General features: G+C 65.7%; 19 protein-coding genes and 1 tRNA gene. 2 read left to right on the forward strand and 18 right to left on the reverse strand.

From position 1 onward, the window contains the following. Window positions 1-44: 44 nt before the first annotated feature. The 11 genes from ACZ4SV_RS35535 to ACZ4SV_RS35585 all read right to left on the reverse strand — a co-directional run bounded on the left by ACZ4SV_RS35535 (window position 45) and on the right by ACZ4SV_RS35585 (window position 5,371). A complete protein-coding gene (locus tag ACZ4SV_RS35535; RefSeq protein WP_468010983.1) occupies window positions 45-614 on the reverse strand; it encodes an HK97 family phage prohead protease in 570 nt (189 codons plus the stop codon). Continuing rightward, window positions 611-2,299, reverse strand: coding sequence for a terminase TerL endonuclease subunit (locus tag ACZ4SV_RS35540; RefSeq protein ID WP_468010987.1), 1,689 nt, complete (start codon window positions 2,297-2,299; stop codon window positions 611-613). Before ACZ4SV_RS35540 ends, ACZ4SV_RS35535 begins: the two co-directional genes overlap by 4 nt. Then, complete coding sequence (locus ACZ4SV_RS35545) at window positions 2,296-2,718, reverse strand: hypothetical protein (RefSeq protein ID WP_468010991.1); 423 nt, start codon at window positions 2,716-2,718, stop codon at window positions 2,296-2,298. Before ACZ4SV_RS35545 ends, ACZ4SV_RS35540 begins: the two co-directional genes overlap by 4 nt. A 185-nt stretch (window positions 2,719-2,903) precedes the next feature. Continuing rightward, window positions 2,904-3,227 carry an HNH endonuclease gene (locus tag ACZ4SV_RS35550; RefSeq protein WP_465968666.1) on the reverse strand — a complete coding sequence of 108 codons (324 nt, stop codon included), beginning with the start codon at window positions 3,225-3,227 and terminating at the stop codon, window positions 2,904-2,906. Further along, window positions 3,227-3,427, reverse strand: coding sequence for a hypothetical protein (locus tag ACZ4SV_RS35555; RefSeq protein WP_465968667.1), 201 nt, complete (start codon window positions 3,425-3,427; stop codon window positions 3,227-3,229). Before ACZ4SV_RS35555 ends, ACZ4SV_RS35550 begins: the two co-directional genes overlap by 1 nt. Continuing rightward, a complete protein-coding gene (gene lysC, locus ACZ4SV_RS35560) occupies window positions 3,424-3,726 on the reverse strand; it encodes an Rz1-like lysis system protein LysC (RefSeq protein WP_465968668.1) in 303 nt (100 codons plus the stop codon). Before lysC ends, ACZ4SV_RS35555 begins: the two co-directional genes overlap by 4 nt. Then, the gene (locus ACZ4SV_RS35565) at window positions 3,702-4,142 is read right to left on the reverse strand and encodes a hypothetical protein (RefSeq protein ID WP_467385021.1); all 441 of its coding nucleotides are present in this window, start codon (window positions 4,140-4,142) and stop codon (window positions 3,702-3,704) included. Before ACZ4SV_RS35565 ends, lysC begins: the two co-directional genes overlap by 25 nt. Next, window positions 4,123-4,398 (reverse strand): DUF7940 domain-containing protein, encoded by a 276-nt coding sequence (locus ACZ4SV_RS35570; protein WP_467385019.1) that lies wholly within the window; start codon window positions 4,396-4,398, stop codon window positions 4,123-4,125. Before ACZ4SV_RS35570 ends, ACZ4SV_RS35565 begins: the two co-directional genes overlap by 20 nt. Then, window positions 4,395-4,712, reverse strand: coding sequence for a hypothetical protein (locus tag ACZ4SV_RS35575; RefSeq protein ID WP_329754597.1), 318 nt, complete (start codon window positions 4,710-4,712; stop codon window positions 4,395-4,397). Before ACZ4SV_RS35575 ends, ACZ4SV_RS35570 begins: the two co-directional genes overlap by 4 nt. Next, complete coding sequence (locus ACZ4SV_RS35580) at window positions 4,709-5,209, reverse strand: hypothetical protein (RefSeq protein WP_468011010.1); 501 nt, start codon at window positions 5,207-5,209, stop codon at window positions 4,709-4,711. The genes ACZ4SV_RS35575 and ACZ4SV_RS35580 overlap by 4 nt, the downstream gene beginning before the upstream one ends. Window positions 5,210-5,293: 84 nt before the next feature. Then, window positions 5,294-5,371, reverse strand: a tRNA-Met gene (locus tag ACZ4SV_RS35585). A 155-nt stretch (window positions 5,372-5,526) separates the two neighbouring features. Here ACZ4SV_RS35585 and ACZ4SV_RS35590 point away from each other — a divergent pair. Further along, a complete protein-coding gene (locus tag ACZ4SV_RS35590) occupies window positions 5,527-5,736 on the forward strand; it encodes a hypothetical protein (protein ID WP_468011014.1) in 210 nt (69 codons plus the stop codon). Here the strand turns inward: ACZ4SV_RS35590 and ACZ4SV_RS35595 are convergent. Genes ACZ4SV_RS35595 through ACZ4SV_RS35610 form a run of 4 tightly spaced genes read right to left on the reverse strand, consistent with a single transcriptional unit; the run spans window position 5,733 to window position 7,360 of the window. Further along, on the reverse strand, window positions 5,733-6,272 hold the full coding sequence (locus ACZ4SV_RS35595; protein ID WP_468011017.1) for a hypothetical protein: 540 nt from the start codon (window positions 6,270-6,272) through the stop codon (window positions 5,733-5,735). The genes ACZ4SV_RS35590 and ACZ4SV_RS35595 overlap by 4 nt on opposite strands. Beyond that, entirely contained in the window at window positions 6,262-6,474 is a 213-nt protein-coding gene (locus ACZ4SV_RS35600; RefSeq protein ID WP_415710226.1) for a hypothetical protein, read from the reverse strand. Before ACZ4SV_RS35600 ends, ACZ4SV_RS35595 begins: the two co-directional genes overlap by 11 nt. Then, window positions 6,471-6,980 (reverse strand): hypothetical protein, encoded by a 510-nt coding sequence (locus tag ACZ4SV_RS35605; protein WP_415710227.1) that lies wholly within the window; start codon window positions 6,978-6,980, stop codon window positions 6,471-6,473. The genes ACZ4SV_RS35600 and ACZ4SV_RS35605 overlap by 4 nt, the downstream gene beginning before the upstream one ends. Beyond that, window positions 6,965-7,360: a Ref family recombination enhancement nuclease gene (locus ACZ4SV_RS35610; protein ID WP_415710228.1), complete on the reverse strand. Its 396-nt coding sequence runs from the start codon at window positions 7,358-7,360 to the stop codon at window positions 6,965-6,967. The genes ACZ4SV_RS35605 and ACZ4SV_RS35610 overlap by 16 nt, the downstream gene beginning before the upstream one ends. A 32-nt stretch (window positions 7,361-7,392) precedes the next feature. Here ACZ4SV_RS35610 and ACZ4SV_RS35615 point away from each other — a divergent pair, with 32 nt between their 5' ends. Beyond that, window positions 7,393-7,992 carry a hypothetical protein gene (locus ACZ4SV_RS35615; RefSeq protein WP_468011030.1) on the forward strand — a complete coding sequence of 200 codons (600 nt, stop codon included), beginning with the start codon at window positions 7,393-7,395 and terminating at the stop codon, window positions 7,990-7,992. Here the strand turns inward: ACZ4SV_RS35615 and ACZ4SV_RS35620 are convergent. The 3 genes from ACZ4SV_RS35620 to ACZ4SV_RS35630 are packed head-to-tail and all read right to left on the reverse strand — an operon-like array spanning window position 7,986 to window position 10,932. Continuing rightward, window positions 7,986-8,525: a hypothetical protein gene (locus tag ACZ4SV_RS35620; RefSeq protein ID WP_468011034.1), complete on the reverse strand. Its 540-nt coding sequence runs from the start codon at window positions 8,523-8,525 to the stop codon at window positions 7,986-7,988. The genes ACZ4SV_RS35615 and ACZ4SV_RS35620 overlap by 7 nt on opposite strands. Further along, entirely contained in the window at window positions 8,522-10,006 is a 1,485-nt protein-coding gene (dnaB, locus tag ACZ4SV_RS35625) for a replicative DNA helicase (protein WP_468011038.1), read from the reverse strand. Before dnaB ends, ACZ4SV_RS35620 begins: the two co-directional genes overlap by 4 nt. After that, window positions 10,003-10,932: a hypothetical protein gene (locus ACZ4SV_RS35630; RefSeq protein WP_468011042.1), complete on the reverse strand. Its 930-nt coding sequence runs from the start codon at window positions 10,930-10,932 to the stop codon at window positions 10,003-10,005. Before ACZ4SV_RS35630 ends, dnaB begins: the two co-directional genes overlap by 4 nt. Window positions 10,933-11,001: the final 69 nt, after the last annotated feature.

Genomic DNA, 11,001 nt, shown 5'->3' on the forward strand with positions numbered 1-11,001 from the left:
ATGAGAAGCGGGTTCCACCCCGCAGGGCCGTCAGGCCCGGTGCTTCAGTGCAGCAACTTCACCGCGCCGTCGGCCGGTCGTTCGACCTTTGCCGCCTGGCGCTGGATGAGAGGGACGCCGTAGTTCACCGGACGCCGGGCGCCGGTATCCATGGCCTTGATCGTCTGGATGGTCGCCGCGGCGTTGGCCGGGATGGTGACCAGGGAGAGCTCGTAGATCTCGGTCTCGGTGAACCGGATGCCGCCGCCTTCCATGTAGCTGTACTCCAGCGCGCGGAAGCCGATCGACACGCCGCGCACCAGCTGTTCCTTCACCGACTGCCATGCCAGGTCACAGAGATCCTTCAGCGCGCCCGGCGTTGCGATCTTCGCCACGCTCGCGGTGAACGGGATGCCCTTCGCCGTCGGCTTGCCGAACTTCACGATGCCCACCGGGCTGTCGTGACGATGCTGCCAGAGCAGCGGCAACTCGGCGGCGAACTTGGCGCCCAGCGGCTCGACAATATCGCCATAGCGATCCGGCTCCGGCGTCGTGGCCAGGCCGGTGATGACCTGCTGGTCGTCGTCGTAGTTCTTCACCTCCAGCAAGCTGTAGGCGCGGTTCTCGTTGTTCATCGGGCTCCACCCAAGGTCATGAGGACGAGTTTCTTGTTCTGCGGCTCGGGGTTCCGAGACATCAGCTCGACGGCGTTCATCGCCGCCATCAGGGGATCGATTTTCCCGACCCCGCTGGCCGCCTTGGTCACGTACAGCGCGTTCTTCGACGCCTCGACCTTGGCGTTGCCCACGCACCAGTCCATCAGCCGCGAGCCGTCATGCGTCAGCAAGCCATCAGCCAGCCAGCGCTCGAACACCTTGCACGTGCCGGTCAGCTGCCAGCCCTGCCGGATGCCGACGATCAGCTCGGCGTCGATCTTCTCGGCGGCCAGGGCGTCCAGCACCGTGCCCAAGCCAGAAGGGTCGACACCGATCCCGGCTAGCAGCCTGGCCTTGGCCACCCGCTTCACCATCGCCGCCATCTCGCGCAGGTCCGTCGCGCCTTCTTCTTCCTCGGCGCCGACCATCAGGTGACCGTCAGCCTTGAAATCCTCGTAGCGGGTCTCTTCGCTCTTCCGGCGCTTCAGCGCCTTGGGATGGGCGAATGCCCGGCTCAGCAGCAGCTTCCGCTTCGTGTGCTTGTCCCTGCCGCAGAACGACAGGCCGAGCAGGTCATCCAGTCCGCCGCCATCGATGCCGACCGTGATCGCATCGCACCGGCTGATCATCCCGTCCAGGGTGATCCGCTTGTCCGCCTGCGCCTCCCAGAACTCGGCGCCGGCCCAGCTGCCTTGGTGCAGTGCCACACCGATCTGCACGTTGAGGTGCTGCGAGGCCCAGCTGCGCAGCTCGGCCTCGCTGGTCCCCACCGCGTCGTCGAATTCCTCGACCATGCGCTCCAGCGTGATGGCCCGGCCGATGTTCGGGTTCAGCAGCGGCCACAGTTGCGGGTCCTTCCACCGCTGATCCTTCGACTCCTGCAACTCCTGCGGGAACTCGAACAGCACCGGCAGCATCTTGCCGACCCGCTTGCCATCGCGGATGTCGCGGGCCTTCTGCAGTTCGTCGGCGAATACCCCGACCGGCTGCTCATCGCTCTGTGTGGTGATGAACCACAGGAACGCTTCCGGGTACGGCACCATGCCGCCGCGGATCTGCCGCAGCGCCTGCGGCGCCTTCGACTTCTTCGCGCAGACGTGCAGCTCGTCGATCAGTGCACCGCCAGACACCTTGATGCCGGTCAGCACGCCGGGGTCAAAGGTCATGATCTCCAGCGAGGCCTTCGTCTCGCGGTGGATGATCGTCTTCAGGTGGTGGCGGATGTGGAACTTGGCATCCAGTACCGGGTCCAGCTCGATCGCTCCGGCGGCGGCGTCGAACGCCAGCTGCGCCGTGTCCTGCACCGGTGCGGTCATCAGGAAGGTCGCGCGCGGGCGCTTGTTGAGCAGCACCGCGGTGACCATGCCCAGTGCGCCGAACGTGGTCTTCGCGTTCTTCTTCGGCACCAGGGCGAACAGGTCGCGAATCTCGCGCTGCCCGGTCGCCGGGTCCACCGCACCGAACATGCAGCGAACCACTTCCTGGAACCACTCACCACCGGCTTCCGCCACCGTCGGCGTGCCCGGCACATCGGCCAGCCGCAGACGGCCGAAGATCGCTGCAGCACGCTCAGCCTGGTCGTTCCACAGCGGCAGGTTGCCGACCGGGACCTGCCCAGCCTGTAGACGCTCCCACCAGTCCCGGCAGGAAAGGTCCCAGCTCACTTACCCGCTGCCCGATGGATGGGTGTGACGTTCTCGCCCAGTAGCCCTTCCCACCCGGTACCAACCTCAGCACCGACCGCATTCGCGTTGGCCTGGGCCTTCTTCCCTTCCGGCTTCGGGGCTTCCGGCGCCTGCTGCTCAGGCGCTGCCGGCGCCACTTCGAACTCCGGGGAGTGCTGCAGATACAGCCTGGCCGCCGACGTGTTGCCCTTCTTGGTTGCCGACCGGAAGGCCACCGCGAGGACCTCCATTCGCTTCAGGGACGCGCCCGAGGAAAGCTCGGTGGCGTAGTGCTTGCGCAGGGTTGGGATGGTGATGCCCAGCGCGTTGGCGATCTCTTCGTGCCGCATGCCGCCACCGGCAGCGACGGCGACCTTCAGCTGCGTGGCCTTGGTCGGCTTGTGTGCGGGTCGTGCCATGTCGAGTCAGCCGTTAATTGCTGCGAAAGGCGCTCCGGTGAAATCTCCGGGGCGAGAAAAAAACCTCTGAATGAGTGGGCGGCGGGTGTCCGTGGCAAAGGGCCTGAAGATTTCTCCCTCCCCCCGGGCCTATTACCGCCGATGTGAAACAGTCGTCGCGTCGCGTTTGGTTCCACGCGGTCGGTTCAACGTCGCGCCGCACCTCGCCTTGCCTCTGCCTGGGTCTTCACCCCATGGCATTCGGTGCAGATCGCCTGCAGGTTCGTCTCGTCGTCGCTGCCGCCCTCGGCAACGTTGACGATGTGATCTACCTCAGTGGCTTCGGTGATGCATCCCTGCTGCTTGCAGGGCTGGCACAGGTACTGGTCCCGCTGCATGACTGCATCCCGCTTCCTGCGCCAGGGCCTGCCGCCTCTACCCTTCCCGTAGGTGGGTGCCACCGGTGCGGTCGGCTTCAGCCTGCTGGGTGCGCTGGCGATGCGCGGTGCCAGAGTGGTGACCTTCGCCATCAGCCGAGGCTCTGGGACTGGTCGCGCTCGCCGGGCACCAGCTCACCGTCCAGGCTGCGGGCTGGCTCGCCCTGCTCTTCCTCTCCCTCAGCTGCCAGTGCCGCCAAGAGGGCATCGACCTTCTCTTCGAGCCGGGCGGTGACCTTGCGCTGCTCTTCCTGCTGCAGCTCGATGCGGCGAAGGCGGTCGGAAAGGCTCACGGCTTCACCTGCTTCTGTTCGTTGGCCGGAGCCAGCTTCTCGATCGCGCTCATCCGGCTATCGCAGTCCTCCAGAGTCAGGAGGTTGGCGTTGTATGCAGCGACGACGGCTTCCACAGTGCGGGAGGTGGCGCGCTTCGCCGGGCAGCGGGCGGTCAGCGCCGCCGGCACAGCCACAGTGCGCTCGACCGGGACATACACCACCTTGGGCAGGTCAGGCTTCTCGGCCTTGCTGCAGCTGCCGAACCCGCACAGCGGCATGGCCGCAGCCAGGATCACAGCAACGGAATGGCGTCGCATAGGTTCTGCTCCAACTGCTGCCGGCATCCCGGCTGGGTCTTGGCCGCCTGCAGGGCCTGCTCGGCCTGGGTCGCGCGGCGCTGGCTCTGGGCTGCTGCCGCTTCAGCGAGCCGTGCGGACTCTTGGGCTGCCTGCTGCTGGCGGGCGTATTCGTCGATGGCCAGCTGGGTCTGGCGGTTCACCTCCTGCAGCAGCTGGCCACAGGCGTTGGCCGCGCGCAGGTTCTCGTCAGAGCTGGCCTGGGCCTTATCGCGCTGCTTCTCGGCGGCGGCGATCAGGGCCTGGTCCTTCTTCGCTCGATAGTCCGATCCGAGCCGGGCACCCATCAGCAGGACGGCACCCACCGCGGCGACCCACAACCCTGCGCGGATCAGGCCCACGTAGGGCCGCAGCGGGTCAGGGATCAGCATCGCCATTGCTCAGCTTGGGCTGCACGAAGATGCGGGATACCGCAGCCAGGAACGACGTCAGGCCAGCCGATGCCAAGGCGCTGTAGGCCACGGTCTGCTTGAACCCGTCGTGCACCACCGGCAGCCAGTCCGCCGGCAGCAGCATGTAGGCGCCGATGATGCCAAGCGCGGTGGCACTGATGATGCCGGCCAGCAGCGACAAACGAACCGACCAGAATCGCCAGAAATGGCGCCGGTCGCGGGTGAGTTTCACGTTCTTCACTTCAGCCCCCTGAGCTGCTTCAGCTCGCGGATGTCGGACTTGTTCTGCTCGACCTGCACGGCCTGCTTGGCCAGTTCGAGCTTCAGCGCCGGGACGTCCGCCAGCTGGGTGTTCATGATCTGCAGCTGTTGCTGCAGGCCGGTGATCTGCTGGTTCGTTACCTGCTGCTGGGTCAGAACCGATTGCATGGAACCCACCAGCCAGTAGCCGATGCTGACGATGGCGCCGGCGATGACCAGGGCGATCCAACGCTCCACCGGTCCCAGGGAGATCTTGGTGCGGCCGTCCTGGCTCGGCTGGGCTTCCATCGTCACGCCCTTACCGCCTCAACCGCGGCGCGGTAGTTCCTCGGCCAACGGTCGATGTGCGGCTTGCCGGGACGCCAGGCGTCCAGGTACTGCGACCAAGCCACCGAGACGTTGCCGATCGGCGGCAGGCGCTTGGGCAGAGTGAACAGCAGCAGCCGGGCGAACCCAGCGGCTAGGATGTCGTCCTGCTCCAGCTGGGCATACACGGCAGCCGGCGTCGCGGTGACCCCGCGCGCGCCGCAGAGAAGCGCGGCCGCTGCCCGGGTCGACGGGTGGTTCAGCACCCCGCGCACGCCGCCGCCCTGTTCGAACTGCCACAGGCCACGGGCCGGACCCTTCACCTGTCGGCGGTGGGCCAGGCCGGATTCCTGCCCGGAGATGGCCAGCAGCATCACACGCGCCTCGGGTGAGTCGTAGCGGGCGGCTCCCAGCAGCGCCAGGGCCGGAACGACCACGTGTTGCAGGCACTGCGCCGCGGTCATCGGCAGCGGTAGCTGTGACATGGGTGGATCTCCGGCGATAGGGTGCCCGTCACCGCAGCCCGGCAGGCTCGGCGAATGGGTCCGGTGAGGGTGGACGGGCGTAGATGGTTGCGGGGCCCGGATTCGAACCGGGGACTTCCGGGTTATGAGCTCGGCGGCTTAGACCACTGGCCCACGCCCGCAGGAAAAGCAGCCCCGGAAACGCAGAAGCCCCGACACGGGGCCGGGGCTTCAGGGACAATTCTTGACGCTCGCAGAAATGGTGGTCGCGCTTGTGCAACTTGTCAAGCGCTATTGGACCGCGTAAGAAGTTCGGACCTTAAATAAACGGAATTTCCATGACTCTCTTCTTTGGCGGCTACAACATCCGGCCGGAACACATCTCCGCCGTCTCGTCCGTGTCCGATCTTGGTTCCCACCAGTTCCCCGGCCGGTTCACTGTCCAGGTGATGCTGGTCGGCGGCCAGACCCTCCAAGCTGCGTTTGACGATGAGGGCCTCGCGATGAAGACCCAGCTCGAAGCCAAGACCGCAGCAGGGTTGACCTAAGCCGCTGTCGCACGCGCGCCGCCGATCCAGTCGACGGCACGCTGCAGCTCACGGCGGTACTGCCAGACGGACAGCGTACCGCCGTACTTCTCCGCCACCATGCGCGCTTTCACCGCTTGGCTGGCCGACACCGTGTACTCGGTGTGCACCACCAGGGCACGCAGCGGGTGCTGGCGCATCATCGAAGCCAGCGCCTGCTCTATCCATCGCAGGTCGTCCGGGATGCCAATGTCCACGGCAATCTCCGGGTTGTCGTGCGGCTTGTCGGCATCGTTCGTCGACCGCACCGGATCCACCGCCCATGCCGGGAGCATGCCCATGCCCTCCACGCCACTGCGGTCGGCCATGAAGCGCCGGCGGCTCGAACCGTCTCGGCCCACCAGGTCGCGCAGGGCCCTTTCCCGGGTGCCGGGCGCCATGTCTCGGGCCTTCTCCAGCACGTGGGTACTACGGTCGGCGTAGGTCAGCGCGAAGCGGTTGGCCTGCGCATGGCCCCAGGCCCGGAGCTGTTGCACCAGGTAGTCATCAGTCGCCATTGCGCATCCCCTTCAGCACGTTCTCGTCAAATCGGAACACCGGCAGCAAGCCATCGGTGTCGCAGCTGCCCTGCCGGTCCGGCCGGCGCTGGCAGTGCGCCGGGCTGCTGCCGCGCTCGCGCATGGTGCAGACGGCGCACACGCCATGCCGGCGCAAGTAGGCGTTGTATCGCTTTCGCGTGCGGGCCTCGGCTGTGGTCATGCGCCACCCCTGATCAGGCTGTCGCCGTACAGACCAATCAGCAGCGCATCTGCCCGGCCGTTGTCCTTCTTCCGTTGCAGCTGAACCGCCGCAGCGGGGAAACGCTGGATAGCCAGCACGCGGCCGGCGTCCTTGCCCTTCCCCGACAGGTCGAATCGGCGCTTCCATACCGACGGCTGCACCAACACCAGGTGCAGGCCCAGCAGCCGCACGGTTGCCTTTAGCTGCCCGAAGCCCTCGGCCAGGTTGTGCCTGGCCACCGATCCCTCGATGGCCTTGCCCTCGCCGTTGCGCATCGGACGGGCGTGGATCCGTTCCAGAGCGACGGCGATCGACGCGCCAGGATTGGCGTCTCGCTGCTGTCGAAGGAATGCGGCAACGGCGCGCGCGTCCACCTCCCCGTCCATCACCGGCATGTCGACCATCGGGCCAGGCTCGCCGTCCAGCAGCGTCACGATGGCGCCGGTCAGACCGGGGTCGATGCCAAATGTCAGGCGGCTTGCCATTGGCGGGTCTCCTTCATGTGTTTCTCGATCAAGGTGTTCTGTAGGTCCAGCAGGTAGTCGTCGCTGCCGACCTCTTGGCGGAACTTGCGGGGTTGGCGGGCGTAGGACGGGCCGAACAGTTCCTCGCACCGCGCAGCGGACATGCCGCCGAATGGCTCGCCGCGGTGGGACCAGGGGTTCAGCCCGATGGTGAAATCGTGGCCACGGCGCTTGGCGCCGTGCTTGCCGCCGACCGTCAGGTGGTGTACCTCGGCAGGTACAGGCCTGTCGCCCAGGTCGATGCCCAAGGTATGGGCCACGATGCAGCCGATTTCGGTGATGGCATCCATCCGCTGCTGCTGGGCAAGGGTCGGCTTGCCGGTAGAGCGGCCGCGCTTCATGCTGCACTCCTTGCCCAGGCCAAGGACCGACCATGATCGACGTTAATGTGGCGGAGACTATCTATTGCTCTCCGCTCAACCTGTTCTGCCATCCCCTCGATTGGTGGTCCTCTGCGGCCAGCTGGGCGCAAGCAATCCTCACTGTCGCTACCTTCCTTGGCACCGTTATCTACCAGGCCAAGCAGACTTCCGCCCGAGACTTGGCAGAGCGAAATCGCGAAAGCCGAGAGACAATCGTCAGACGCCGCCGGGAGATGGCGCTCGCCAGAGTCATCGCCGCCCGCGAACTCCGACGCTGGCGGCGCGCAGTTCGATCGCTCGCAAGCCAGAAATTCGAGAACGAAGAGAAGGAAATCGCCTGTGCGCGACAGACACTCGAACAGATCCGCTGGGAGGGGACGTCGGATGAATTGGTGATGCTTGGCGAGGTAGCCGAAATTCTGGTGGACCTGATAGCCACCGCCGACGAGATCTCCGACAGCCTCGCCCATCCGTCGTTCCAACCTCAGCTCCTTGGGCCAAATGTGACTATCCAGGAGCTGCGAGAGCTCTGGAAGCGGCTGGAGATTGGTATCACCCGCGCACTGGAGTCGATGGAAAGGACGCATAATCGCCTTTCTGAGCATCAGTGAGCCCTCCGATTCTGGCCAGCCATTTCCCAGAACTCAGCACGCACGTCGTCGAGCATCACGTGGGTGTAGCGCTGGCCGATGTGCTCAGTGATCCCATCGAACAGGACCTGGAATCGGTCCTGTTCCATTTCGTCGAACGACAGGCTCTCGGCCTGCTTGACCATCAGGCGGCCGACGCCGGGGACGTCAATCTCCATTTCCTCGCAGCAGGTGCCCGACTCGCGCTGTAGGCGCTTCACCGCGTCGTGGCTGCCCAGCTGCTCCCACCCCTCCACGTTGTCGACCATCAGCTGGCCGATCTTGTGCACCAGGCGATGCTGCCAACCTTCGCGCGGCTGCTTCAGTTCAGCGCGGACCTCGCGGCCCACCTTGAACTTGCGCTCACGCATAAGGCGCTGGTCGACGTCATGAGCCGGCACAAGCGCCCCAACAAGCTCACCGGTGGCCGGATCGATCAGCTTGGTCACAACCATGTAGATCGGACGGCGCGCGCGCTTGGCGCGGATCTTCTTCGCTGCTGCGGTCATGGTCATGCGCGATCTCCTGCGGCGCGGTCCTTGCCACTCCTGCGGTGGTGTGCCGGCGCGTCGAACCCACCGTCATCGTCGCCAGCGGTATCCCGCACCAAGGTTTTCAGGGTGTAGTTCGGCTTCTCGCCGTGGTAGTTCTCGAACCGGCTGCATTCGAGGTGGTGGCGCAGGTACGCGGTGCCGGTCTCACCCTGACGGTTCTTTGCCAAGATGAACTCCGAAATACCCGGCGCACCGCAGGCGTCCTTCGTGTAGTAGTCGTCGCGGTAGATGAAGGCGATCACGTCGGCGTCCTGCTCAATGCCGCCCGACTCGCGCAGGTCGGCCATCACCGGACGCTTGTCGGTACGCGTTTCCAGCGAGCGGTTGAGCTGCGACAACGCGATCACCGGGCAGCCTAGGGTCTTCGCCAGCTTCTTCAGCGTGCGCGAGATGTAGGAGACTTCCTCGGTCCGATTACCGGCCTTGGCCGGCCCCGACAGCAGCTGCAGGTAGTCGACCGCGACCACACCCAAGCCGCCCTTGACCTTGGCGTGCATCCTGGAAGCGCGCGCCACCAGCGAATCCACCGGCAGCGAGCCGCAATCGTCAATCGCCAGCGGCAGGCCATGCAGGAAATTACGGGCGATGCTCAGCTTGTGCCAATCGTCGTCGGTCAGCTCGCCCTTCACCCGCATGCGCGACAGCGGCACGCCCGAGTGCATGCTCATCAGCCGAGCGAGCAGCTGCCTGCGCGCCATCTCCAGGCTGAACACCGCAGCGTGCTTGCCCTGCGCCGCGACGCTGTAGACCCACTCCAGCATGTTGGCCGTCTTACCCATCGACGGCCGAGCCGCGAGGATCATCAGATCGGTGGATTCCAGACCGGGCAGTTTCCTGGCCACGTTCTGCCACGGCGGCACCAGCCCCAGGTCGGCGGTCCCCTCGAACCGGGCCTCCATTTCCTCCCACATGCCCTGCAGATCGCTGCGCACCATCACCAGGCCGCCGTTGCCGCCCGACTGCACGCTCAGGTTGGCGAACTTCGCTGTGGCGCTGGCCACCAGCGCATCGGCGTCCTCGTCTGCAGTGCCGTAGGCATCGTTGGTGATCTCAGTCGCGCGCTCGATCACACCCCGCAGCAGTGCCTTGTTGCGCACGACCTCGGCATAGCCGCGGATATTGGCCGCTGACGGCGTGGTGCTGGCCAGTTCGACCAAGTACGCACCGTCGCCAACCAGCTCCAGCTGCCGCTGGTTCTCGAACCAGTTGATCAGCAGCACCGTGTCGAAGGGCTGTTCGCGATCGGCCAGATCGCAAATGGCGTGCCAGATCAGCTGGTGATCCCTACGATAGAAGTCCCGTTCGGTCAGCAAGTCGCGGACCTCGCGCAGCGCTTCCGGCGCCAGCATCAAGCCGCCCAGGACGGACTGCTCAGCGTCGATCGAATGCGGGGGCACCGGCAAATGGCCGTAGTCGTCGCGGTAGGCAGGCTGAGCACTCATGCGGCCTGCTCCTGATCCTGCTCCCGGGCACGCTCGGCGTCGCGCTCACGGGCTAGCTGCACGCCGGCCGTGGTCAGCTCGCAGGGTCCGGTCGCCGGGAACCACCATAGCTTGAACCAGTTGCGGCGAACGGCGTCCCGGAAATGGGCCCGCCAATCCTTCTGCATCCGGCCGCTGTCGCGATGCCGGGCGGCGAACTCGCGCCAAGCCAGGTGCAGGAAGTCCCTCGGGATTCCGGTATCCGTGGCGAACGTGAAGATCGGATCGGTCCGCGGGATGGCCGACTCGCCCGCCTCCTGGCACAGGTCGAGGAACGCGGCGAAGGTGATCTTCTCCCGCTTCCGTCGTCCGGGCTTTGCCCCCTCGGCGTCAGCCGGGGGGGTATGGGGGGGCTTTTCTTCTTTTGGATACGGAGACGGAGACGGAGCATTGCTAGAAGCTGCTGGGCGCATTGCTGCATCACTGCTACCAGCATTGCTAGTAGCATCAATTTTCTTGCTACTAGCATCCGAATCGGAGCTTGCAGCACGAATCCGCGCATACTCGGGCACTTGTCGATCAGCCTCAGCTTCGCCGTGATGACGCTTCACCGCGTTCCATTTCGCCTTCAGTGAACGCAGGTCCGACCCTGCCGACCACGGTTGGTGATCAGCCCAGTCGTGCAACTGGTAGGCCCCTTCCACGCCGTCCAGGAAGCCTACGGACGCCAGCTCGCGGACGAACGCGTCGTTCTCGCCGGTCCAATCAGCGGCCAGCTCGATGTCCTCCGCTGACATACCGGACAGGTCGCCATCGGGCCGGTTTGCGCGGGCCCACAGGATCAGGCACACCAGGGACCAGCCCGCCGAGGCGTCCAGACGGCGGATCAACTTCTTCGTCTTGGGGTGGCCAGGAAGGCCGACGCTCAGGCGCGCATCAGTGCTCATCACGCACCTCGCAGGAGTTGCAGGCAACCGGCGATGTGCCAGCGCTGCCGGACCAGCCACATAGCGTGG

Source organism: Streptomyces sp. NPDC027672, assembly GCF_055566335.1.

Excerpts from the sequence above, each read along its gene's own strand:
- ACZ4SV_RS35605 (WP_415710227.1), bottom strand. The coding sequence starts at position 6,980 with ATGGCAAGCCGCCTGACATTTGGCATCGACCCCGGTCTGACCGGCGCC.
- ACZ4SV_RS35600 (WP_415710226.1), bottom strand. The coding sequence starts at position 6,474 with ATGACCACAGCCGAGGCCCGCACGCGAAAGCGATACAACGCCTACTTG.
- ACZ4SV_RS35535 (WP_468010983.1), bottom strand. The coding sequence starts at position 614 with ATGAACAACGAGAACCGCGCCTACAGCTTGCTGGAGGTGAAGAACTAC.
- ACZ4SV_RS35630 (WP_468011042.1), bottom strand. The coding sequence starts at position 10,932 with ATGAGCACTGATGCGCGCCTGAGCGTCGGCCTTCCTGGCCACCCCAAG.
- dnaB (WP_468011038.1), bottom strand. The coding sequence starts at position 10,006 with ATGAGTGCTCAGCCTGCCTACCGCGACGACTACGGCCATTTGCCGGTG.
- ACZ4SV_RS35595 (WP_468011017.1), bottom strand. The coding sequence starts at position 6,272 with ATGGCGACTGATGACTACCTGGTGCAACAGCTCCGGGCCTGGGGCCAT.
- ACZ4SV_RS35565 (WP_467385021.1), bottom strand. The coding sequence starts at position 4,142 with ATGGCGATGCTGATCCCTGACCCGCTGCGGCCCTACGTGGGCCTGATC.
- ACZ4SV_RS35610 (WP_415710228.1), bottom strand. The coding sequence starts at position 7,360 with ATGAAGCGCGGCCGCTCTACCGGCAAGCCGACCCTTGCCCAGCAGCAG.
- ACZ4SV_RS35580 (WP_468011010.1), bottom strand. The coding sequence starts at position 5,209 with ATGTCACAGCTACCGCTGCCGATGACCGCGGCGCAGTGCCTGCAACAC.
- ACZ4SV_RS35620 (WP_468011034.1), bottom strand. The coding sequence starts at position 8,525 with ATGACCATGACCGCAGCAGCGAAGAAGATCCGCGCCAAGCGCGCGCGC.
- ACZ4SV_RS35590 (WP_468011014.1), top strand. The coding sequence starts at position 5,527 with ATGACTCTCTTCTTTGGCGGCTACAACATCCGGCCGGAACACATCTCC.
- lysC (WP_465968668.1), bottom strand. The coding sequence starts at position 3,726 with ATGCGACGCCATTCCGTTGCTGTGATCCTGGCTGCGGCCATGCCGCTG.
- ACZ4SV_RS35545 (WP_468010991.1), bottom strand. The coding sequence starts at position 2,718 with ATGGCACGACCCGCACACAAGCCGACCAAGGCCACGCAGCTGAAGGTC.
- ACZ4SV_RS35615 (WP_468011030.1), top strand. The coding sequence starts at position 7,393 with ATGATCGACGTTAATGTGGCGGAGACTATCTATTGCTCTCCGCTCAAC.
- ACZ4SV_RS35550 (WP_465968666.1), bottom strand. The coding sequence starts at position 3,227 with ATGGCGAAGGTCACCACTCTGGCACCGCGCATCGCCAGCGCACCCAGC.